The sequence below is a fragment of the Pseudoalteromonas sp. BSi20480 genome (assembly GCF_000241365.1).
In the GTDB taxonomy this organism is placed as follows: Bacteria; Pseudomonadota; Gammaproteobacteria; order Enterobacterales; family Alteromonadaceae; genus Pseudoalteromonas; species Pseudoalteromonas marina.
Genome location: NZ_BADX01000090.1, coordinates 29,869 through 53,078, shown reverse-complemented (window position 1 = coordinate 53,078; position 23,210 = coordinate 29,869). Strand labels below are relative to the sequence as shown.

The window sequence follows — 23,210 nt, the reverse complement described above, 5'->3', positions numbered from 1 at the left end:
ATTATTTTGTATGCAAACTAAATTAATTGATAAACTTTGGAGTTCACTATGAATGTATTACAAAACGTTGCCTACACAGCAAAAGCAACTGCAACCGGTGGCCGTGAAGGTGTAGCTAAATCAGACGATGGCCGTTTAAATGTAAACTTATCAACCCCAAAAGGGCTAGGTGGCGACGATGGACAAGGCACAAACCCAGAGCAATTATTTGCAGCTGGTTATGCAGCGTGCTTTATTGGTGCACTAAAATTTGTAGCAGGTAGCGAAAAAATTGCTCTACCAAGTGATACACATATTAATTCTGAAGTCTCTATTGGCGCGATTGAAGGCGGGTTTGGCATTGCAGTTAAATTAGCTGTATCACTAGGTGATATGGATAAAACAGCAGCGCAAGAGCTGGTAAATAAAGCACACCAAGTATGCCCATACTCAAACGCTACACGCGGTAATATTGAAGTAGAGCTTTCGGTTATTTAATTAACCAATTACCTAACATTGTAATAGCCCAGTGGTTTGCCACTGGGCTTTTTTGTAAGCAAAGTTTATTAAATAGCTTTATAAATACATGAAAACAGCATGATTAAATTAACCCATGTACCATCAATTGACACAGCTGTATTTGTCTTGCAGTGATTAAGTAAGCAGCTCTTTAATGCTGAAAAATGTTGGGAGGATGAAAAGAGTTAAGGCGTTCTGCATGAACGCCGATAGAGGGCTGGCTTTATCGTCTGTATCGCCTGTATTGGGTGTGCTTACAGCCCTAACTCCGATAACCCTGGGTGATCGTCGGGGCGGCGTCCTTGGGGCCAATGAAATTTGCGCTCTGATTCTTTGATGGGTAAGTCGTTGATGCAAGCGAAGCGGTTTTGCATTAAACCATTTTCATCGAATTCCCAGTTTTCGTTGCCGTAGGAGCGAAACCAGTTGCCGCTGTCGTCGTGCCACTCATACGCGTAACGCACGGCAATACGATTTTCAGTGAAAGCCCATAACTCTTTTATCAGCCTATATTCCAATTCTTTTTCCCATTTTCCCGTTAAAAATGCAGCGGCTTCCTCACGGCTGTTCACGAAAGAGCTGCGATTACGCCATTTGGTATCCACTGTATAAGCAAGTGATACCTTTTCAGCGTTACGGCTGTTCCAACCATCTTCTGCTAGACGCACTTTTTCGATGGCGCTTTCGCGGGTAAAAGGGGGCAGTGGTGGGCGTGTACTCATGTTTAAATCCTCTTTGGGTAAAGTAACGTTGAATAACTTGTATAGGTTTCATCAATAAGTGACTTTGAATATTAACCTGATTAATTGAGCTACAAATCTAATATAACAGTGTCGCAATCTTTCGCTGGCACAGCGCAGCATAACAATACGTCTGATGGGTCAATATGCGCACTTGGCTTGGTGCGATACGTTACAGCACCACTTTTTAGTTTAACCGCACATGAGCCACATTGGCCGCTGCGGCAACTGTATGGTGGCGTAAGCCCTTTGCTTTCGGCTACGTCGAGCAGGGGCTTGTCACCCTTGTACCAGCTTTGTTCAATACCTGAGTGGGCAAACTTTATCACAGCAGATTCAGCCTCTAGCTCAGCGTGGTTGCTGGTATCTGTTGATTGGCGTGCTAAAGACGACGGCCCAAACGCTTCGGCGTGAATATCTTGATCTTTTACCCCAATGCCAATCAGTAAATCATACATACTTTGCATAAAACCTTGGGGGCCACACAGATAAAAGTCTTTGTCGAACAGCGACGGGAAATCGACGCTATGCTCTGTGGCCATTGCATTGAGTACGTCCATTAACAAGCTTTGGCTAATTCGCCCTTGGGATGTGTAATCGTTTGACGCAATAGCGTTATCTGTTTGATTGTTGTGCGCCTGACTTAAGACAGAATAATACTGAATACGCCTAGCGCTACGCTTTGCAATGTTGCTCAGCTCTGCATAAAAAGCGCGTTGCTCACTGTTTTTGGCCGCTTGAATAACTGCCATCGGGCGGATATAGCGAGTGCGAATACCTTCATTAAGGGCATCATTTGCCATAGCCACCATTGGTGTAATGCCCACACCCGCCCCTATTAAAATGGCTGGGCGCTGTTGTGTGTTATCGATAAAAAAATGGCCGCTTGGTGCTTTAATCTGTATTTCACTGCCAATCGATATTCGAGAATGCAAGGTACTTGATACCAGACCATACTCTTCACGTTTTACTGAAATACGGTAACCACTTTGCGATGGGGCACTGGATACAGTGTAATTGCGCACAAGCCAGTTTTCAGTATTTTGCTGCTTAATACGCAGGGTTAAGTGTTGCCCTGGGCAAAATGGCAGTACGGGAGAATCATCTTTTGGCTGTAAATAAAATGACCGGATTGTACTGCTCTCGTCTTCGATTTTACTGACGGTAAATGCGCGCCACTGGTTGCGCTGTGCTTGTGCTTTAACGATTGCTTCTGCCTGTGACCAGGTGCCCGTTGCTTGAGAATTGGGGGAGTAGCTATCGAACTGAGCGCGAAATGGCAGTGCCGCTTTTAATGTCACCCCTTGGGTTAGGGTAAATTGCCAGCCGCGCTGCGCTCCTTGAAACCCTTTAATTATCGGTGAGTCACTCTCCAGCAAGGTAACCGTGCCGGTTAACATAAAAACATCGCCGCTGGTAAAATCAACAAACAGTAAACCCGCTTTGGGGTTTAACACGAAATTACCCAGCGTATTGAAGAAGTTATTCCCTGCATAATCAGGAATGGTGAGGGTGTTTTCGTCAACCTTTATAAAACCTGGCATGCCACCACGGTGTGACACATCAACCCCCATAGCATTATGGGCAGATACTTGGCGGTTGACTTCGTTTGCAGGTTCGTGACCCGCAGAACTGGCAACAAAAAACGTATCCGCTTGGCCGATGAAGGCCTTTAGGCTATCACTTAGTTTAAAAAACGTTTCAGCGCGCGGGGCTTTGTATGGCGCATCTGGCGAACGGATAAAGTGAAGGTCCCGAGTTTGAATATACTGCGGACAATTGCCAAAAGATTGCTCAACCTCTAAAGCAAATTGGTGACTCGCAGCGCTAGTAACACAAGCGTTGACGCGGTTTCTACGCCGGGTCGACATTTCTAACCCCAATAAACCCAATCGAGCACCTTGTGTGATTGCTGCGGCTAATGGATCACCTGATAAAATTGGGGTGTTTACTGTGAGCTGAGTCGGGGAAGGGGACTGCACGAAGCCCGGCTTTCCAGGCAAAATTGACGCCCAAAGTTGCCCCTTATCTGATGTACTACCCAGCACCATAAACGGCAGTTGTTGGAAAAACAGCCTATGTTGATCTGGCATAAATTCGCGGATCGCGCGGCGGCCAATAGTACGCATTTTTTCGTAACTTCCGGCACGTCTTTGCATTTGCTGTTCACCTTCGTGAAAAGCACTTGAAGTAATGTGTGTGTTCATAATGACTCCATTAGCGCAGTGCGCCGGAAAAGCATTTGCCAAAAATATTAAACTGGTGATGCAAAAGAATGTCGGGCTCAAACCTATTCATTGAAAGGCAGAGCCGCTACAACAAACACTTACTTTACCAGCCCCGCTTTTGTAGCCTGCATAGGAGCGAAACCGCTTAATCCTTCTACGTTAGATAACCAGCGACGTATATTTGGATATGGGTCAAGAGATACATCCCCCTCGGGAGCGTGGGCGACATAGCTGTATATCGCAAAATCAGCCAAGCTCACTTTATTAGCCACCAAGAAGTCATTGCCATTGAGTTGCTGTTCCAGTTTTGTTAGGGCTTTTGCTGCTGTTTCTTTAGCGAAAACAGGGTCAACCGGCGAGTTGAAAACATTAATTAACCTCGCTGCACCAGGGCCGTAGGATATCTCTCCTGCAGACATGGCAAGGAAACGATGCATCTCAGCTTCGTTGGCAAGATCTTGCGGAATATATGAAGGGGCGTATTTGCGTGCCAAGTAAATCAAGATTGATATTGAATCGTGGATTACCACGTCAGAATCCTCAATTACTGGTACTACGCCCAATGGATTGAGAGCCAAAAAGGGGGCTTGTTTATGCTCCCCCGCGGGTAAGTCTACATAAATAACTTCATGGGCTATGCCTGCAACACTTGCAAATAACTCTACTCGGTGGGCATGGCCGGGTAATGGAAAACCGTGAATTTTAATGGCGTTTGACATGATATTTACCTTATTTAATCGTTAACTGATGACTTTTACTGTTAGCCACTGACCTGTTGTGGCATGGGTAAATATTAGGCGTTGCGTTTCTTATGAACAATATGTTGATTTATAGAATCACTATGTACAGAATGTTCATGAATAGGGCGAAGCATTACACGGAGCAATATAGGGAGTTCTTATGGATACACTTGACGGCATGCGCACGTTTATTGCGGTGGCTAAGCAAAAATCTTTCACTGGTGGTGCCAAGCAACTAGGCATAAGCACTAAACTGGCGAGTAAATACATTGCTCAGCTGGAGCAAAAACACGGTGCTTTATTATTTCACCGTACTACGCGCAGTGTTACGTTGACCGAAACTGGGCAGGCGTATTTTGTGCGATGCGTTCCTTTGCTCGAACAATTTGAAGAGCTAGAAGATGTCATTCAGCATCGGCAGTCTGATCTGTCTGGCACGGTTCGCTTAACCGCACCTACCGCATTTGGCAGTACTAAATTAGTTGATGCACTGGCCCCATTTTTAGCCAAGCATCCGAAAATTAATGTTGAGTTGAACCTGTCTGATCAGTATGTGGCTATTATCGATGAAGGTGTGGATGTTGCTGTGAGGTTCGGACCGTTGAAAGATTCAACGCTGATCGCAAAAAAATTGATGGATATGCGTATTGTTTTTTTTGCCTCTCCTGAGTATTTAAAGCGCAATGGCAAACCAAGGCATCCCCGTGCGCTGGCGACACACAATTGTTTATTGCAAACTTCTCAAAACGACCCTGAAAACTGGAAGTTCAAGGAAGATGGCAATACGTTCACCGTTAATGTTAGCGGCGATTTTGCTTCTAACTCCCCCAGAGCAGTAACCCAGATGGCTTCCCAAGGGCTAGGAATAGGCATGGGCCCACAATACGTGACAGAGCCTTACGTAAAAGACGGCTCATTGCAGTTACTGTTCGAACCTTACGAAGCAAGCATATTGGAGCTAAATGCAGTGTATGCTTCAAACCGCCACTTACCGGCAAGAATACGAGCATTACTTGATCATCTTGCGCTTTCTTTTGCAACTTAGTGGTAATTACCTCAATAGCTACTGTGCAGGCACAATGTATAACGTATCTGCTTATTGATTTAGACTTTGCTTGTGAAGTAGAGCAAAGCGTAGGGCATCTTTTTATTGCACAGACCTGCGTAAATACTTTGTTAGCATAAGGCTTTAAATGGCAGCAGCGAGAAAGCACACCAAGTATGCCCATACTAAAACGCTACAAAAGCCCAGTGGTTTGCCACGGGGCTTTTTTGTGCGCTGCAATTTACTAGAAATCACATTAATTGAAGTGGGCTTTTAAATAAACATACGAAAAATAGTATATTCACTATTTCATATATTCTCATTTTGTTTTATTGTATGCACACTAACTAAACGAGGATGCTATGGAACAACTCAACCCACTACAATTTTACAAATGCTTAGCCGACGATACACGCTTAAAAGCCATGTTATTAATTAGCCATGAGCAAGAGCTGTGTGTGTGTGAGCTTGTTGCTGCGCTGGAACTTAGCCAACCTAAAGTGTCGCGCCATTTAGCGCAGCTTAGGCAATGTGGCTTATTGAGCGACCGTAAGCAAAATCAATGGGTGTATTACAGCATTAATAAAGCCTTGCCGGAGTGGGCTCTTAGCGTAATAGCACAAACCAAAAACGAAAATTCTGCGTTTTATAACGACGATTTAAATCGACTCAATGCAATGGGTAATCGCCCTGAGCGTGCAGCAAGCTGCTGTTAATTAAGCAAATTGATATAACTTTACTAAAGGTATTTATTATGACAATTAAAGTAGGTATTAACGGCTTTGGCCGTATGGGACGTTTAACACTGCGCGCAGCACTAGAGTGGCCAGAAGTAGAATTTATTAAAGTAAACGATGTAGCGGGCGATGCTAAAACACATGCCCATTTATTAGAGTTTGACTCAGTGCACGGGCGTTTAGCGCACAGCGTTACAGCAAACGAGAATAGCTTTAGTGTGGGTAAACACACTATTGCAGTTACCAATAACAAAACCATTAGCGATACCGATTGGTCTGATTGCGATGTAGTGATAGAAGCCAGCGGTAAAATGAAAACCACTGAGCTGTTAAATCAATATTTAGCACAAGGTGTTAAGCGCGTTGTGGTAACCGCTCCGGTAAAAGAAGACGGCATTTTAAATGTGGTTATGGGTGTTAACGATGATTTATATAACCCAAATGAGCATAAAATTGTGACTGCGGCTTCGTGTACGACTAACTGTTTAGCGCCTATTGTAAAAGTACTACAAGAAAAAGTAGGCATTAAGCACGGCTCAATGACCACTATTCACGATATTACCAATACTCAAACTATTATTGATGCGCCACATAAAGACTTACGCCGAGCTCGTTCGTGCGGGTCAAGTTTAATACCCACCACAACCGGTAGTGCAACAGCCATTACGCATATATTCCCTGAGCTAAAAGGTAAGTTAAATGGCCATGCCGTGCGCGTACCTTTAACTAACGCATCTATTACCGACTGTGTATTTGAGCTTGAGCGTGGAGTTACTGCAACAGAGGTGAATGAATGGTTTGCTCAGGCGTCTAAAAACGAGCTTGCAGGTGTATTAGGTTACGAAGAAAAACCGCTGGTATCGATTGATTACAAAACCGATCCACGCAGTAGCATTATTGATGCGCTTTCTACCATGGTTATTAATAACACCCAGCTTAAATTATACGCTTGGTACGATAACGAATGGGGCTACGCTAATCGTACCGCCGAGCTTATGCTTAAAGTTGCTAAAAGTGACGTGGTTTAACCATTTATAAGGTTTAAAGGGCTTTAACCATGTTTGAGCAACTTGCTAATTTACCTACAGCAATAAAACAGTATTTAATAATTACCGGTAATTACTGGGCATTTACCTTAACCGATGGCGCACTACGCATGCTGGTGGTGCTGCATTTTCATCAGTTAGGGTATGGTGCACTGGCCATTGCCATGCTGTTTTTGTTTTACGAAATTTTTGGTGTGATCACCAATTTAGTGGGCGGTTGGCTAGGGGCTCATTTAGGCCTTAATAAAACCATGAACTTTGGCTTGGCGCTGCAAATAATGGCGCTTGCCATGTTATGCGCGCCAAGTGAATGGCTTACAGTGGCTTATGTTATGACGGCGCAAGCGCTTAGCGGCATAGCAAAAGATTTAAATAAAATGAGCGCCAAAAGCGCCATTAAACACTTAGTGCCCGAGGGAGAAAGCGGCCAAGGGCAGCTTTACAAGTGGGTGGCTATTTTAACGGGCTCTAAAAATGCGTTAAAAGGGGTGGGCTTCTTTTTAGGTGGTTTACTCCTTACGGTACTGGGTTTTGTAGGTGCTTTAAAAGCCCTAATTTTATTACTCACTATTGCGTGGATTATTAGCGTTGTATTTTTAAAAGGCGACATGGGTAAAGCTAAAAATAAGCCCAAGTTTAAAGAGCTTTTTTCTAAATCCCGTGCAATAAATTTATTAAGTGCAGCACGACTATGCTTGTTTGCCGCGCGTGATGTATGGTTTGTAGTGGCTTTACCTATTTATTTAGCCCAGCAATTTAACTGGAACTTTTGGTGGGTAAGTGGCTTTATGGCACTTTGGGTAATTGGCTACGGTGGTGTGCAATCGCAAGCGCCGCGTATTACAGGCACCAGCAATTCAAACGTTGATACTGTTAAACATGCGTATTTATGGGTATTGCTGCTAAGTGGTGTAACAGCACTATTAGCACTACTTATGCAATTTGATGTGGCTGTGCACGCCACCTTGATTATAGGTTTACTTATATTTGGCGGTGTATTTGCCGTTAACTCATCTGTGCATAGTTACTTAATTGTCAGCTTTGCTAAAAGCGATGGTGTATCGCTTGATGTTGGCTTTTATTATATGGCCAATGCAATGGGGCGTTTACTGGGTACGGTGCTTTCGGGGTGGGTGTTTCAGGTTTATGGTTTTGTAGCATGTTTATGGGTGAGCGTTGCTTTACTCATAGGTGCCTCAATAATCACAGCTATTTTGGCTAAGCGTTAAAACTCAACGTATTGTATTAAATTAAATTTTGTTCGCGGTTATCGATAGCTTGATTAGTAAAATCGTCTAAACTGTACTTGTAGTTTAAACAAAGGGCAGGTCAATGCGAGAAATATCGTTAGCAAAAAAACTATTATGGCTTACAGTAGGTAGCATATTTATAACCGTGTTACTGCTATCGAGCATTCTGTGGTGGGAGCTGTCGTCGAGTAACGATGAGCTATCAAGCCAGTCAGAAAAATATATAGTGGCAGAAGTTGAAGAAAAACTAAGTGCAAACGCGGCTGTATACGGTGAAAGAATTGCAGGGTTTATTAACGAAGCATACCGTGTCCCTTTTTCACTAGCTGCCATATTAAGTGGCACGGCGGGTAATGACGCACTTAGCCGCGAATCCGTTGTTAATCTTAATAAATCCATATTAAATAATAATGAGTCGCTTTCTTCTATCTATTCCCAGTTTGAAGTAAATGGGTATGATTCAAAAGATACTCAATTTACAAACGGTTACAGTCACTCTGTTGACGGTGCTGGTACACTCGAAATTTATTTTACTCGCAGTAAAGAAGGCGTGGTCGAGCAGCAAGTTGTAGACGACCCTGCCGAAAAATATTTCACTAAGCTTAATGAATTTGGCCTGCGAGAGTCTGAATGGTATTTGTGTGCTAAAGACAACGTAAAGCCGTGTATTATGGAACCTTACTTATACGAAATTACGCCAGGCAACTCAGAAATGATGACGTCTCTTACGGTTCCTATTGTCAGAGACGGCCGGTTTGTTGGTATATCTGGCGTTGATTTAACGTTGCCGGTTTTTCAGGAGTTAACAGAGCAGCTTTCAAAAGAGCTGTATAACGGTCAAGCTAAGGTTACCTTATTAAGTGATTTTGGTTTAATCGTAGGCAGTAGCCACTACAAAACCAAGCTTGGCCGGCCTTACAAAGAAGCAATGTCATCTACTATTACCAGTAAAGTTGAAAAGGTACGAGGTGAAAATAATCTTTTAAAAGCGGATGACACTTACCTGGTTAATTACCCCATAAATATAAAGCTTGCAGACACTCAGTGGTCGCTCATTATTGAAGTACCTGCAAATTTAGCTCTGGCTGGCCCACAGGCTTTGAGTGAAAATATGCAAAGTACCGCAGCAGCATTGGGCACTATTATTTTAGTAACCGGCTTAATTATTGCGGGTGTTGCTTTTGTAGTTATGAAATTTGTTGTAGCAGGTGTTATAGCCCCACTTGAACAAATACAAGAACGCGTTGATAACCTAGCCAGTTCAGAAGGCGACTTAACACACACCTTACATGTAGACAGCCATGCCGAACTAATTGCACTGGCTGGTGGCTTTAACCGCTTTTTAACTAAATTACGCGTCCTAATTGCTGAGCTTAAAGCCGTATCAGATCAGACTAAGCAACAAGGCGAAATTGCTCAGCATATAGCCATCGACACAAAACATAATGTGCAGGCGCAGTTTAAAGAAATAGAAAGCGTTGTTACCGCTATGAACGAAATGAGCGCAACAGCGCTTGAGGTAGCAAGAGCTTCAGAACAGTCAGCGCAGCAAGCTGACGAAATAAACGGCTTAGTGGTAAGCAGTGAGTCGAGCTTGTCGTCGGCTATGACGCAAGTAAAAACCATGTCTGAAGAAATAAAAGAGGCAAACCAAGCCGTTGAAAAAGTAGCGACGCGTAGTAAAGACATAACGCAAATTTTAGATGTGATCAGAACCATCTCAGAGCAAACTAATTTACTGGCACTCAATGCAGCCATTGAGGCAGCAAGGGCTGGCGAACACGGCCGAGGTTTTGCAGTTGTTGCTGATGAAGTACGAGCACTTGCCTCTAAAACCCGTTCATCTACTGATGACATTAGCAACCTAATAGACAGCCTACTGCATGAAGTTGGTAATGCTTCCACCGTAATAGAAAAAGGCGTTGTAAGAGCACAAAATGCGGTTGACGAAACCTCTGTCGCCTTTGACGCGTTGCACAGTGTGGTTGTAAAAGTGGATGAAATAACCAATCAAATAACGCATATTGCAACAGCGGCTGAAGAGCAAAGCTTAGTAACAGAAGAAATAAATCGTAATTTAACGCTTATTTCTGATGCGGCATCTCAGTTGTCTGGTTTATCTTCGCAGGCAGGCGATAGTAGCGAAGTCCTTAATAAGCTAGTTGCTCAACAAGATAGCGAACTCAATAAGTTAAAAACTTAACGGGTACATCATTCCTAAAAATAAAAAACGGCGGTAATTGTATTACCGCCGTTTTTTGTCATTCATTGAGTTGTTTAGCTTAGAGCGCTCTCATAATTTTAAACATTTGATCGATCATAGGTTGTGCAAGCTCTTCAACACCCGGGCGGTTAAAGTAGCCGCGTAGCCCTGTAAATTGCACTTTAAAAAAGCGAGCATATTCTTTTGGGCTAACCTCGCCTTTTAGCTCTTCACGCGCAATGGCTTGTGCAAATAAATCGCTTAAATAATCTTCAAATTTGTCTGATAAATCAAGGCTTAATGAATACAAACAGCTGTCTTCATCGGCAAACTCACAATTTGCTTTTACTAGCATACAAATAGCGCTCGGGGCATTTTTTTTATCTTTTAATGATGACGTTTTCAACAAACGTTTGTAAACCACCAATAATAGTAGGCGAAGCCAATAAACACGTTTTTATTTGATCTTCTATTTGCATGGTGTAATTTTTTAAAGACTCAATATACAACCCTTCCTTTGAGCCAAACGCAGAATAGATACTACCTGGGCGCATATTAATTGCGTCCTGTAGATCGCGGGTCGAAGTGGCATTAAATCCCTTTTCCCAAAATAGCTGACTGGCAAGGCGGACAACAGTCTCGCGCTCAAATTTAACTTTGTTGACCATGCTGTTTCTCAATTAATTTGAACATTTGCTCAATTTTAACTTGAGCAGTCGCTCAAAATCAAATAGTATGTGCTTCGACGTTACTTAAACAACTTATTTTTGGAGCTAACAATGGCAGAATTTACTTTATATACAGCAGAAAATGCACCTGAAGAGTCAAAACCTTTATTAGCCGATTCAGTTGCTGCATTTGGCATGTTACCTAATTTACACGCAGTAATGGCTGAAGCACCAACGCTATTAAAAGGTTACCAAGTACTTCACGAATTATTTCAAAACACTTCATTTAACGCAGAAGAGTTAACAGTGGTATGGCAATCAATTAACGTTGAACATGACTGTCATTACTGTGTACCAGCACACAGTGCCATTGCAGCGTCAATGAAAGTTGACCAAGGTATTGTTGATGCTTTAGTGAATAAAACACCGCTTGCAGATGCAAAACTCGAAACATTACGTGAAACAACATTGGCTATGACGCGTGAACGTGGCGTAATTAGTGACGAGCAAATAGAAAAGTTTTTTGCAGTGGGTTACGGTCAACAGCAACTACTAGAGATTATTGTAGGTATATCGCAAAAGGTAATGAGCAACTACACTAACCACCTAGCAAATACGCCAGTGGACGAACCATTTAAAAAATTCGCAAAATAATCGCGTTATAATTAACAAAAAAGGACAGCGAAAGACTGCCTTTTTTTGTCCGTAAGCACCGGGAGCTATTTGAATTTTACGGCTTGATTGCTACGCGTATAAATGCGTGACTCTGGTTTGGTCCATTCACCTTTTTTTAAATAGGAGGTAGACACAACCAATTTCCCATCTTTTAAATCGCTGGTCGACTTCACTTTAGTAATGCCTTCTTTACTACCTGTAACCTCTTCGTAAGCAACAAACTGCGTAGGGCTGAGTACTTTTATAGTGCCTTTTGTATAAAAACCGGCTGTTGTAAAATAATAAAAAACCAATGAGTCTTTTTTGCTATCGTAAAAAATCATCGACTCGCCACCATATTCACCCTCATTAATAGAGTGCTTTGTTCTTATTGCCTTACCATTAAGCGCACGCTCCCATAAGCCTACGTCTTGAACTGGTTTAGTGCCTGGTGCAACATCAAAATCAGCTTGCCACGAGCCTAAATAAGGCTGAAATACACTAAGGTGTTTATCAAGTTTAAGTGGTTGTTCTTTTGCGTGAGTTGTAAAAGCTAAAAAGCACAAAGTAAAAAATAGCACTTTAAAATATGTCATAATTATTCTCTTATTATTTGAATTGATACAGACCAGTATAGGCGATAATTACTTGATAAAGAAAACCTTAATAATTCTATCCTTATTTTTTATATCTGTAGTATGGTTTGTACATTTTCAGTGGGGCGTAACTATTTTCGCGCCTACTTATATAACTGCTATTAGTGCCATAACATTTATTATGTATGCGTGGGATAAACACAAAGCTAAGCAGTCGGTAAATAAAAAAGTAACCCGTACGAGCGAGCGAACTCTTCATTTATTAGCACTATGTGGAGGCTGGCCAGGGGCGTTAATTGCTCAGCAATTATTGCGTCATAAATCACAAAAAAAGCGTTTTATAACGGTACTTTGGGTGTGCATTTTATTAAATGTAGTTTTACTGGTAGGTGGGTTTATATTTTTATGCGCTCAATGCCTTTTATCTTTATAGTTAAAGGCATTAAGCGTAAATCGATAATAACTGGTATTAATTGGCGCTTTGGTCCGCGGCTATTTCATCTAACTCTACAGTTAAAATTGTTTTTTTATCAACAACAACCCACTTTCTGTAGGTAAGGTAACCTGCTTTGGTAACTTCTATATCGTACTTACCTTCTTTTAATTCCATGGCGTCTTGGTAAACAGGGGCAATATTCATAATGCGCACGCGTGCATCAGCAGGGTTGGTAATAACGGTTAACGAAATTGGTGCGTTTTCCTCAACTACCTCATTAACAGGCTTTACTGACACTTGCTCAGTTTCTTGAACAGGAGAGGTGGTTGAACAACCAGTTAAAATTAACAATAGTGCCAGTGCGCTTAACTTTTTCATAGGTACTCCATAAAATCATTTAGTAGTGTTCAATTTCACGAAATATCATGGAGGACTATCAACAAAAGGGGGGTACTCGCTCGTCTTCCTTGACTTTCGTTTGTTTAAATAACAAATCGGCCTACAGTTTAATATGTATCCAGCCTAGGTTCAATTATTGTTGTTAATTAATCAAAATTAAACATAAAAAATATACAAACGATCCGCAATTAAATTATTAGTAGAGACTCATCATTATTATCGCGCTCAAAGTTTAAGTTAAACTGACCTTGACGAGTGATAGTAAAAATAGCGCGTTGCCAATTTTCAGTCTCATTTTTAATGGCGTGGTCAAATAATGTTTTAAATAACTTAGTTATATTTTCAGATATTGTAATTGAATGCTGTGTATCGTCATCTGCTTTTATAAAGTGGGCTTTACACTCAAGTATATTATTGTTTTCGCAATCTAAAATAAGGTGTGCTTTAAGCCATGGCTCTTTTATTTGTTGATAAAGGTACTGACCGAGGTGTTGCGGGATGTTTTTAATATCTGGTTGCATGTGCTTTCCTTAGCGTTTAGTTATTGAGCAACGACTCGCTCAGCGACACTTTCGAAATAACGAGAAGAAAAAGACGGTGTGGCTTTTCTTTCTTTTAGGTATTCCTCAGAAAAGAGGGTGACGCCTAAGCTGAGCACTTTTATTTCATTTTTATTTTGTGGGTTTACATCTACCCTAATGCCAATTTCACCCTCGTTAAAATAGGGTGGGGCCTCTTTATCGCACGCAAAACGTGAACCAAAAATAGTGGGCATATACGCCTCACCAAAATAATGGGGATTTTTTGGATTAAATGCATACAATTGATTATTTACTTTACTCATATCCCAGTTGCCTTTAATTGCAGCCCCATTAACCCAAAGCGTTTGAGTAAATGGCGTTTTAGAGCGAGATTCATTCGCTTCTCTTTTTGTTTTGCGTAGGCGTTCACCATGTGTGGCTCTAATATTATCTTCACTAAAAGCAATGGTTTCATTAAACTCAAAGGTCAATGTTTGAGCTGTGTGCTTATTGGTTTTAGAATAGAGACCAATACCAATTTCATCCCAATAATACACATCGTTTGCTAAGTGAGTGACTCTGTCGTATGGGCCAAGTATTTTAACCCATTCATCAATGCTGGCATCAAAAATAAGTGATTGTCCTTTATAGGTTAAATTACAGCCATTAACTTGAAAATCACTTCCTTCAGGAGAGGCCACTTGTATTTTTTCTGCGGGCGCTAATAATGAAGTTACGGTGCTCACAGTCACTTTGTCGCACCCCGCTAGCGTTAAGGCAAGCGCTATAAATATAAGTTGCTTAGTTAAAGTAGTCATAAATATCTCTAAAAAGGGTGGTGAAGTTTGATTGTGATTTGTCTTATTTATTGATGTATTTCAACAGCAGCGATTACTTCTTCATCATTATTATCGCGCTCAAAGTTTAAGTTAAACTGACCTTGACGAGTGATAGTAAAAATAGCGCGTTGCCAATTTTCAGCCTCATTTTTAATGGCGTGGTCAAATAATGTTTTAAATAACTTAGTTATATTTTCAGATACTGTAATTGAATGCTGTGTATCGTCACCTGCTTTTATAAAGTGGGCTTTGCACTCAAGTATATTATTGTTTTCGCAATCTAAAATAAGGTGTGCTTTAAGCCATGGCTCTTTTATTAGTTGATAAAGGTATTGACCTAGGTGTTGCGGGATGTTTTTAATATTTGGTTGCATGTGCTTTCCTTAGCGGTAAAGTTTATAAAGTGCCGTTTTCGTATTTTTTGGCAATTGCCTTTAATTCAGCAAGTAAACCATCTTTTAACATATATAAGGGTATATCCCACTCCTGTGGTGTTATACTTGCTATATAGTCCTTGCGGTTACTATTCCAAATATTTAATCCAGGTACGTTTTCAGCGCAGCAATGCATCATGGCATTAACTCCAATAGTTTCTCCCTCAAACTCTGCAGTTGTACTGCGTTTAAAGTTTGAAAAACCACCTTCGTCCTTTCTTTTGAAAAATCCATTCTCTATTTGGTCTACTATCCAAGGTAATGATCTAAGTGGAAGTTCAGATTGTGTGAATCGTCTTACTTTTTTTATTTTTGAATAATAATCAGTAGACACGATTAAATACGCTTCTTTTTTAAAGAGCATCGTGTTTTCATCTGGGAACATTTCATAGTTAATAGTTAAAAGCTTTCCTTCGTTATCCTTCAAGTTATTGTGATCAATAAGCCCTAAAGGAGGAGCTATATATTTATTCATTTAATTAACCTTTAATTGGTGGTAATAGGATGCTCAGAACATTCTCCATCTCGGAAATTGTTGGAGGATCATTTTCAAGCGTTAATGTTTCGACTACCCCATGATCATTTACCTCATGGCGAATTTTAGTCATTCCATCGTCTGTAAATTCACTATTAGCGCCAAATGGACTTTCCATAGTTTGCTAGACACCTAATTATACCTTTACTCTTAAAGCGCAGCGCCTCTTAACCTCTTTGTGAATCATTCACTTAAAATATTTTTTTGCACAAAGAGAAAAAATGAGAAGTAAATGAGGGTGTTAACCATAAAAAGTAGTCATTACTTGAAAGGCTAGGCGCTTATTTTTAGCGCCTAGCCTCACAACATCCATGTTGTTAAAGAGCGGGTAATTATTAATACGTTCGTTTATTCTGGTTTTGGTGGGTTAACATTGATTAACCAATCAGGAATGTACTCATTTTTAATAGTAAGTTGATAACCTTTGACTTCTTTAGCGATAACGGCCATTGCGATAAGGGGGATTGCTAAACCTCCACTTCGGCTGCCTGAACGCTCTTCATCACTGTAATATTCTTTGTGCAGTAATAAAGCCTTTTCCATGGCGCTATTGTAGGCTTGCTCACCGTCTTCGGTGAAGATGGCTTCGATAATAGATACTAACGGCCACTTTAGGCGGCTGGCATATAAATACGCTTCATCAATTGGGTAATCACCAGGATTTGAGGTGACATACGCTTGCTCAAGGAGGTGTGCTAAGTCGGCGTCTGGGTTGAATAACCCTTTGAGTAAATCAGCTAAGGCGTAATCAAACGGTTTGAGTTGATTGCCGTAATTAGAGTTTACAAACACCTCATTGTCGATGGTGGTTAAAAAATCAATGGCCTCTTGATTGCGTACGATAATCGCGGCATATAAAGCAAGTAGCCAAACAGGATGCTCTGCATTTTCAGGGTTTTTCTTGCCAACCACCTCTAGGTACTCATCATCATAAAAAAATGGAAAGGCTTGACCATCATTAGCGTTACTCTGGAAAATACCGTGGCCTAATTGTGATGCGCGTAGTAGGTATAACCAAGCATGATACCCATTGGGGTTTTCAATGGCTTCCATCGGGAATGATTCAATTAAATTTCGTTTAAATTGAGTTTGCAACCCTAAGCTTGGATTCTTTTGGATACGGGGGACGTTTTTTTCTTCGTGTTTTTTGTATCGCTCACACATGTGTTCATAACTTACTTTTGCAAAGCTGTAATGGCTTTTAATCATCTAAAAAATCTCCTTAAAATCCAATATCAAAAATAGACACATCAATAACGTCAATTAGCCCAGCGTCGTTGGCTTTTTGCTGTATGCCAATATATTCTAGTGTTCCATCTAGTTTAGCGTCTTCTAGTGAATCTAACATGTCTTGGATGCCCTCAACCTGCTTAGTAAAGGCTTCTTCGCCGACTTTACCATAGCGAGGGTCTTTTGTGAGTGTATCTAGTTTAGTTGTGTAATTATCAATCACTGAATTCATGTACTTGGCGGAACCTTGCTGGGCACGCTCCTCTCCAGCCATTCTGCTACCCCATGTTGCATTACCGCCTTTACCTTCCATGATAAGGATTTTACCATCTTCGGTAATATACACTTGGTCAAACTCACCTTGTTTGCCGTTACCGGGTAATTTTGTGTTTAACGGTTTGGCGTTAGGGTAGTTTTGTTGTACATAAATGCGGGCGGCTTCTTCACCTAAGTCTTCACTGGCCAGTCGCATGGCTTTTTGTGCATCTTTTAATGCTTTAGCGTTTCCAGCTAATAGGGCAGCATCACGTTGTGCAACCGCGTTGTTTCGCGCTGTTTCAAGTGTTTTTAAACGTTTTCTTGCGGCTGAGTCTAGGTTGCTGTGTTTAATTTTTAGTTTTTGTGACAAGGTATTAAACACATCGATTTGGTCAGATACAGTAACTAACGCGCCATTTTCATAACGCAGTTTCGGTGGTTTAGTACCATCTAAGCGCTGTATGATAACTTTGCCGTCTGCGTTGGTGTATGCGCGGTAGTTGCCACGGATATCATCAGGCAGATTTTGTAATAAGTAGTCAGCATGTGCTCTTGCTGACACCTGTGTTGTTACGCCTCGATTGATACCCGGCTGTAATGTCACATCGGGCTTGTCAATGCGCTCAATTAACTTAGGTTGCTGAGGCGATACGGTATGCGAGATAGTTTTGTTAAGTTGCTCTCGTTTGAGTATGTCTGCCGTTTTAACTAGTGAGCGGTGCGCATTGGCAAGGTGTTTTGATTTACTTGCTACAGATGCGGCAACACCAACCCCACCTGTTAATATTGCTAGTAAAACTTCAAAGGCCATAATGCCGGTTATGCGCTGTTTTTCAACATAGGAATGGGCTTCAATATAATCATAGGGGAAGCGCGCGAGTGTATTGCGGATATCCTCATCGTCCATTAATACAATTAATAGCTCAAAGGCTTGTGACAATGCACTGGTTGTTTTTTGGCTAAAGACTAAGATGGTTTCGAGTTCTTGTTTTACAGCCTGTTTATCACCACTTGCAACGGCATCAATCATTCTAAAGCAAGCAGAATACACACTGATATTAACATCAATTCCAAGTACTATTAAATCAGCAATACCCGTTACAAGGGATTTAGCGCCTTGATATAAGCCCGTTGCGCGTGCCCCGGTTTCAATCATCCATTGGGTAAAAAAGTCCTCTTGCTCAAAAATAGCATCGCCAATCGCGGCTTGTTTGCGAATTTCATCAAGCATGAAAGTAAGGTGTTGATTGAATTCTTTGCGCAATTGAATGAGTTTTTGCTCATCAGCTTGTGTGGTTGCACGTAACAAAACATCACTTTTACCTTGCGGTAAATTAGCTAAGGAGGCTGCACCGTTTGCCAGTGAGCCGGTGTGTTCAACACCCTCATTATCGATAACGATATAGTCAACACCCTCGACGGGTGAGCCATCATTATAAAAATATTCAAGATCAAGCTGAGCGAGTGAGCCTGCAGATAGCGTATTGTCACTTAAATCAAACGCAGTGATTTGGCTAATACTGGCAGGGTTTGAAACACTTGGGCTGCTGGCGGTTTGTGGGCTTTCTATGTCGTAATCAACCGGGCCATCAAAGGTTATAAATGTGCCATCGAGTGTGAGTACATTTGTTGCAGTAATATCAACATTACCTTGGCTGTCGAGTTTTATCTCGCCGCCTGCGTTGTGAATAATTAAATCGCCTTGGCCGGAGCCGGTAATATCAATACTGTTATTGGTTTGTAAAAATGTAGAGCCATTAGGCACATTAAGCTTTAAATCGCTATTATCAGTTTTAAGAAGTATGTCGCTTTGGATATTTACTTTTATAGCGCGACCAGCAAGTAAAGACAGCTCTTGATCGCTTTCAACACGTGTGTTTTTACTACTAAAAGATTGATTACCTGCGCTTTGATAATTTATGTGGCTGTTATTGGTAGTTTGCTCAATGTTATTTTTTACATCAATAAATTGATTGTTTTTAATAACAAATTGCACATTACTTTGTTCGGTTTCAAGGCATAGGTCGCGTCCAGCGTGTAAATTAATAGTACCGAGTTGGCTTATCCATTCAATAAACTGTCGGCCAGATTGTTTAGCGTTGAGCTCTATGTAATGTTCACTGGCGAGCGTTTGTAAAATGACTTTAGGCTCGTTTTGCTCGTCGTCAAATAAAAGTTCGTTTTGGGCTGCGCTTAAAAGGCGGTTATGTGTTGGGTTGGCTGCTGTTACTACACTTGGCTGATCAGCGTTAAGTGCAAAACCCATTATAAATGCGTTGTTGGGGTCGTTATTAATACACCCAATAAGTACCTCTGAGCCACCGACCAGTGGGAAGTGCCAGCCAGTGGCTTGAGGTTGGTTTTGACATGCATATAGCGCCAATTTTTTTAATGCAGGGCTTGACTGAGTTAATGGCCGTGCTGTTTTATCAAAGTCGGTGCGTGTTCTATATTCGCCATGTTCATCTACAAATGCGTTACCCGTTAATGATTCAACTTTTGCTGCAAAAACCATTGGTTTAGCTGTGTGATCCACAGGCATTGGTTTAAAGGGCGTACCGCGCTCAATAAATTGTGCAACACAATGATAATGCGTTTCGCCGTTATGGCTGCTTTCGTCATTTGCTTGATTTAGCGTGTGTTCTACTTTTATACACAGCAAATCGCCGCTGGCAAACCCCATTTGATCGTCAAGTGATATTGAGCATCCTGCAAATACATCTGATACGTTACCTGTTAAGGTAATTACCTTGTTATGTGTACCTAATGCGTTACTAAAATTTTGTGCTTGTAATGCAGCTTGGCTAGGTGTTTCTGCTACGGGCTCAAAAAACGATTGGCTATTGCTGGCTACTTTTTGAAATTGCCCATGTGCATTACTTATTGCTGCATTATTAGATATGCTTTGTTTTACTTCACTGTGCATAAATCCAAAAAAACTATTGTTGTAAAGTGCGTTCATGCCAGCCGTTGCTTTGACCTCGAGTACACCTGTATTTAAGTAGGGACTATTTAAATTACTGTCACTTATTATTAATGTTTCGGTGTTTGTATCGCTTTCAATCCAATAAAAAAGGCCATGTTGAGATGTGAGCCTATTAAAAAATGACCAGTCACTTTCCATTGCTTGAACACATTGCGCTACCTGAGGTAAAGCTGAACTTGTTCTAAATACAATTTGCCCTGCTGAATAGCCTGCCTTGTACGCTAAGTGTGTTAGTACGTCTTGTATGTTAACTGATATAAACACTTTGCTATTGGCCGTGTTTTTTAATGTTGAGAGCCTGTCTTGCACGGTAATAGCAAAACGATAAACCTTATTAAATGCACCTAAGTTGGTAACAGATGTAATTAGTCCTGCTTGTTGTCGGTATTGATTTTTTTTATTTACAAAGATGACATTGGCGTTAGCTAATAAATTATCAGATTGGAGATTTTCTGAGGACTCTACGGTTATTGAGTAATAAAAACCTTGATTAAGTGTTTCGTGGCCTTGTAGGTGTGTAACGTTAAGGTTTTTATCGTTAACCTTTAAAAAAAAACTAGCCTTACTCACAACGTTGCAATCCTTGCTCAGTAAAAATATCCGCTAAACATACCTGTTTGAAAACTTTTGATCAATAAAATAATAATATATATGTGTATTTTATTATCCCTATTTTCTGGATTGTTTCAAAAATAGGGATTGTTGTTTATTGTTGCAAAATGTTGATTAGTTTTTGTTTTTAGAGTTTTTATTCTATTTATTTTAAGTTTTTATTAATGTTATTTATTAGGGTTTATATAGGTTGACAATGCCTGTTTGGAGTTTGTATTATTGCGTTTATTAAATGGACAGAATGCTAACCTTGTACTACGAGGTTAAATAAAATTGATGACAAGGAGCTTGTTATGAATAGAAAAGAGTTTATAAATCAAATAAATAGCTTGTACTCTTTGGCTTGGTCAATGACTACAAGTGTATCCTCCTTACTTGATCAAGTGGGTATTCCTGCCCATCGTGTTTTTTCAGAAAAGTCCATAGAGCATTTTTTCTTTTTTTTAAATAATCCCCCAATTGATAATGAAAAAGTTACTTTAATTAATGGTGATGTATCTATTTATATTAAAGAGCTTTCTTTAATAAATACTAAATTAATTACATCTATAGATGATGTGGTTACTCAGTCTTTATTAGTTGAATCGCAAGAGAAAAGTAAATCAAAACGTTTTTTAGGGTTGTTTAAAAGTGACAAGTGGTCTGATTGTGCGAACGATAGATTTAATAAAGTAATTTGCCCAGTTTACGAAGCTAATCTGTGCAGAAACTAATTTTAATTTAAATAAAAATAATTATGAGGTAAATATGCGCTTTATTACAAAGGTTATAACGAGCTTTTCATTGTGTTTTATTTTAGCCGGCTGTATGAGTACTAACGTAAGTTTAGATGTTAAGGCAACAGATAATTTAAACTTAAACCAGTTTGATGAGGCTTTACCTGTTGTATTAAAAGTTTATCAATTGTCTGATATACAAACATTTAAAACAGCCACGTTTGAAGAGTTGTGGAAGTCTGATAAATCAGTATTAGCAAATAGTTTAATTACACTAGAAGAGCGCACTATTCACCCTTCAGAAAAGTCTGAAATTAAGTTTGAACAGGCCGAAAATGCCAAGTTTGTAGCGATTGTTGCATTATTTAGAGACCGCAACGGGGATAATTGGAAAGCATATTATCCGCTAGCTGATGGGCCGGTTAAGTTATCTACCTCATTAGATGTGTTAGTAACTAACAATGAAGTGCAACTACCTGGTGTGGATAAGGCCGAGTAATGAACTTAAAAGCTCCCGCTAAGCCTGTATGGGCTGAAGGTGTATTGCTGGCTCAGCAACATTTTCAGTTATTTGATGATTACCACGATCAGAGTCAAATAGTACGCCATGCACTTACATCACCTTTAGCTTTTGGCTTAGAGCATTTTTCTATTGACGAGTCGTCTCTTGCCAGAGGTATTTTAAAAGTAATTAGCTTTAAACTCCTGCTTGAAAATGGCCGTTTATTAGATTTTGATCGCCAACAGCACGAAGAGCTAAAACTGGAGCTTGATAATACACATGAAGAGAGTGTTATTTATATTGCTATTGCTGCAAATAAAACAGTAAGCAATATAGAGGGCTATGCAGCGAGTGGCCAATTAAGCGCCTACGAAGCAGATTATATTGATTTAGAAGATAACCACGATGCGTCACGTAGTCGCGAAGTATTAATTGCGAAACCTAAATTTATACTGCTGTCTGATTCTGACGTTAAAACCTATTTTGATACGGTTGCCTGTTTAAAAATAGCGCGCGCAGATGATGGATCATTTATTTTAAATAAGCAGTTTGTGCCGCCTTTATTAAATATAACAGCTTCGTCTTATTTAACTGAATTATTAAATAGAACGGCAAATTTGGTTAATGCAAAAGTAAACGTGCTTTTAAGCAGACGAAAAAATTATGGCTCGGTGACCGACTTTGGCCCAAATGAAATGAACACATTTTTATTGCTTAATGCCATGGCGCCGTCGGCTAAGCGGTTAGATCATCTTAAAAACCTTTCTTTAGTTCATCCTGAACGCTTGTATTGCGAATTGGTTGATTTAATTAGTTCAGTTTCAATGTTTGAGCACAGTGATTTAGTTAATCAGGTTCCTCCTTACCAGCATAAGCATTTAAGTAATGTATTTGGCCAATTAGATGAGTTGTTAACGCGTTTACTTGAGGGTGTAGTACCTAAGAAAATGGTGGGGCTTAAACTCGAAAAAACATCAAATGCAATTTACCAAGTGGCAACCATTGATTCTGCAACCTTTACAAATAACGACTTTTATCTCGCGGTGTATTTTGAATCAGAAGACACAAAATGGATTGAAACCTTTAGTGAACAGGTGAAAGTAGGCGCAAGCGAAAAACTCGATATTATGATTTCGTCGGCATTGGCTGGTGTTCAGCTAACACATTGCCAGCGCCCTCCTAATAAGCTGGCTATAAAAAGTGGTTATGAATACTTTAGGCTTGAATCACATGGGTTTATTTGGCAACAAATTATTGAAGAACAGTCATTAAGTTTATTTGTGCCATTTGGATTACAAAGTGCACAAATAGAAATTGTGACCGTTGCACGCAGTTAA

The 23,210-nt window shown here is 40.4% G+C and carries 23 protein-coding genes and 1 pseudogene; 11 read left to right on the top strand and 13 right to left on the bottom strand.

Annotation, left to right across the window (positions count from 1 at the left end):
• Positions 1 to 48: 48 nt before the first annotated feature.
• Positions 49 to 477 carry an organic hydroperoxide resistance protein gene (locus tag P20480_RS08355; protein ID WP_004587024.1) on the top strand — a complete coding sequence of 143 codons (429 nt, stop codon included), beginning with the start codon at positions 49 to 51 and terminating at the stop codon, positions 475 to 477.
• Positions 478 to 752: 275 nt separating this feature from the next.
• On the opposite strand, the gene P20480_RS08360 is transcribed toward P20480_RS08355, so the two are convergent.
• The 3 genes from P20480_RS08360 to P20480_RS08370 form a co-directional block, all read right to left on the bottom strand.
• Positions 753 to 1,220, bottom strand: coding sequence for a nuclear transport factor 2 family protein (locus P20480_RS08360; protein ID WP_008129990.1), 468 nt, complete (start codon positions 1,218 to 1,220; stop codon positions 753 to 755).
• An 89-nt stretch (positions 1,221 to 1,309) separates the two neighbouring features.
• Complete coding sequence (locus P20480_RS08365; RefSeq protein ID WP_008129989.1) at positions 1,310 to 3,445, bottom strand: FAD-binding oxidoreductase; 2,136 nt, start codon at positions 3,443 to 3,445, stop codon at positions 1,310 to 1,312.
• 119 nt (positions 3,446 to 3,564) lie between these two features.
• Entirely contained in the window at positions 3,565 to 4,185 is a 621-nt protein-coding gene (locus tag P20480_RS08370; protein WP_008129988.1) for a glutathione S-transferase, read from the bottom strand.
• Between the two features lie 181 nt (positions 4,186 to 4,366).
• On the opposite strand from P20480_RS08370, the gene P20480_RS08375 reads away from it, so the two are divergent.
• The 5 genes from P20480_RS08375 to P20480_RS08395 all read left to right on the top strand — a co-directional run bounded on the left by P20480_RS08375 (position 4,367) and on the right by P20480_RS08395 (position 10,487).
• Complete coding sequence (locus P20480_RS08375) at positions 4,367 to 5,251, top strand: LysR family transcriptional regulator (protein ID WP_008129987.1); 885 nt, start codon at positions 4,367 to 4,369, stop codon at positions 5,249 to 5,251.
• A 362-nt stretch (positions 5,252 to 5,613) separates the two neighbouring features.
• Positions 5,614 to 5,967, top strand: coding sequence for a metalloregulator ArsR/SmtB family transcription factor (locus tag P20480_RS08380; protein ID WP_006794425.1), 354 nt, complete (start codon positions 5,614 to 5,616; stop codon positions 5,965 to 5,967).
• Positions 5,968 to 6,005: 38 nt separating this feature from the next.
• Complete coding sequence (locus tag P20480_RS08385; RefSeq protein ID WP_008129984.1) at positions 6,006 to 7,016, top strand: ArsJ-associated glyceraldehyde-3-phosphate dehydrogenase; 1,011 nt, start codon at positions 6,006 to 6,008, stop codon at positions 7,014 to 7,016.
• A 29-nt stretch (positions 7,017 to 7,045) separates the two neighbouring features.
• Entirely contained in the window at positions 7,046 to 8,263 is a 1,218-nt protein-coding gene (gene arsJ, locus P20480_RS08390; RefSeq protein ID WP_008129983.1) for an organoarsenical effux MFS transporter ArsJ, read from the top strand.
• 103 nt (positions 8,264 to 8,366) lie between these two features.
• Positions 8,367 to 10,487, top strand: coding sequence for a methyl-accepting chemotaxis protein (locus P20480_RS08395; protein WP_008129982.1), 2,121 nt, complete (start codon positions 8,367 to 8,369; stop codon positions 10,485 to 10,487).
• A 79-nt stretch (positions 10,488 to 10,566) separates the two neighbouring features.
• Here P20480_RS08395 and P20480_RS18165 read toward each other — a convergent pair.
• Positions 10,567 to 11,155, bottom strand: a pseudogene (locus P20480_RS18165) (TetR/AcrR family transcriptional regulator).
• 111 nt (positions 11,156 to 11,266) lie between these two features.
• Here P20480_RS18165 and P20480_RS08400 point away from each other — a divergent pair.
• Positions 11,267 to 11,809, top strand: a complete 543-nt coding sequence (locus P20480_RS08400) for a carboxymuconolactone decarboxylase family protein (RefSeq protein WP_008129977.1) — start codon at positions 11,267 to 11,269, stop codon at positions 11,807 to 11,809.
• 65 nt (positions 11,810 to 11,874) lie between these two features.
• On the opposite strand, the gene P20480_RS08405 is transcribed toward P20480_RS08400, so the two are convergent.
• A complete protein-coding gene (locus P20480_RS08405; protein WP_006794431.1) occupies positions 11,875 to 12,405 on the bottom strand; it encodes a hypothetical protein in 531 nt (176 codons plus the stop codon).
• A 52-nt stretch (positions 12,406 to 12,457) separates the two neighbouring features.
• On the opposite strand from P20480_RS08405, the gene P20480_RS08410 reads away from it, so the two are divergent.
• A complete protein-coding gene (locus tag P20480_RS08410; protein WP_008129974.1) occupies positions 12,458 to 12,838 on the top strand; it encodes a DUF1294 domain-containing protein in 381 nt (126 codons plus the stop codon).
• A 36-nt stretch (positions 12,839 to 12,874) separates the two neighbouring features.
• Here the strand turns inward: P20480_RS08410 and P20480_RS08415 are convergent, their stop codons facing one another.
• The 8 genes from P20480_RS08415 to P20480_RS08445 form a co-directional block, all read right to left on the bottom strand.
• Positions 12,875 to 13,219 (bottom strand): PEGA domain-containing protein, encoded by a 345-nt coding sequence (locus P20480_RS08415; protein ID WP_008129972.1) that lies wholly within the window; start codon positions 13,217 to 13,219, stop codon positions 12,875 to 12,877.
• A 209-nt stretch (positions 13,220 to 13,428) separates the two neighbouring features.
• The gene (locus tag P20480_RS08420) at positions 13,429 to 13,761 is read right to left on the bottom strand and encodes an immunity protein YezG family protein (RefSeq protein WP_008129970.1); all 333 of its coding nucleotides are present in this window, start codon (positions 13,759 to 13,761) and stop codon (positions 13,429 to 13,431) included.
• A gap of 20 nt (positions 13,762 to 13,781) precedes the next feature.
• On the bottom strand, positions 13,782 to 14,579 hold the full coding sequence (locus tag P20480_RS08425) for a DUF7738 domain-containing protein (RefSeq protein ID WP_008129968.1): 798 nt from the start codon (positions 14,577 to 14,579) through the stop codon (positions 13,782 to 13,784).
• A gap of 47 nt (positions 14,580 to 14,626) precedes the next feature.
• Positions 14,627 to 14,974 carry an immunity protein YezG family protein gene (locus tag P20480_RS08430; RefSeq protein WP_008129966.1) on the bottom strand — a complete coding sequence of 116 codons (348 nt, stop codon included), beginning with the start codon at positions 14,972 to 14,974 and terminating at the stop codon, positions 14,627 to 14,629.
• Between the two features lie 22 nt (positions 14,975 to 14,996).
• Positions 14,997 to 15,509, bottom strand: a complete 513-nt coding sequence (locus P20480_RS08435; protein ID WP_008129965.1) for a hypothetical protein — start codon at positions 15,507 to 15,509, stop codon at positions 14,997 to 14,999.
• A 4-nt stretch (positions 15,510 to 15,513) separates the two neighbouring features.
• A complete protein-coding gene (locus tag P20480_RS19575) occupies positions 15,514 to 15,687 on the bottom strand; it encodes a hypothetical protein (protein WP_008129964.1) in 174 nt (57 codons plus the stop codon).
• 230 nt (positions 15,688 to 15,917) lie between these two features.
• Complete coding sequence (locus P20480_RS08440) at positions 15,918 to 16,778, bottom strand: immunity 49 family protein (RefSeq protein ID WP_008129963.1); 861 nt, start codon at positions 16,776 to 16,778, stop codon at positions 15,918 to 15,920.
• Between the two features lie 13 nt (positions 16,779 to 16,791).
• Positions 16,792 to 20,613 (bottom strand): contractile injection system protein, VgrG/Pvc8 family, encoded by a 3,822-nt coding sequence (locus P20480_RS08445; protein WP_008129962.1) that lies wholly within the window; start codon positions 20,611 to 20,613, stop codon positions 16,792 to 16,794.
• Between the two features lie 335 nt (positions 20,614 to 20,948).
• Here P20480_RS08445 and P20480_RS08450 point away from each other — a divergent pair, with 335 nt between their 5' ends.
• From P20480_RS08450 to tssK, 3 genes are read left to right on the top strand one after another with little or no spacing between them, the layout of a single operon-like run.
• Complete coding sequence (locus tag P20480_RS08450) at positions 20,949 to 21,368, top strand: hypothetical protein (protein WP_008129960.1); 420 nt, start codon at positions 20,949 to 20,951, stop codon at positions 21,366 to 21,368.
• A 34-nt stretch (positions 21,369 to 21,402) separates the two neighbouring features.
• Complete coding sequence (gene tssJ / locus P20480_RS08455) at positions 21,403 to 21,870, top strand: type VI secretion system lipoprotein TssJ (protein WP_008129958.1); 468 nt, start codon at positions 21,403 to 21,405, stop codon at positions 21,868 to 21,870.
• Positions 21,870 to 23,210 carry a type VI secretion system baseplate subunit TssK gene (gene tssK, locus P20480_RS08460; RefSeq protein ID WP_006792568.1) on the top strand — a complete coding sequence of 447 codons (1,341 nt, stop codon included), beginning with the start codon at positions 21,870 to 21,872 and terminating at the stop codon, positions 23,208 to 23,210. Before tssJ ends, tssK begins: the two co-directional genes overlap by 1 nt.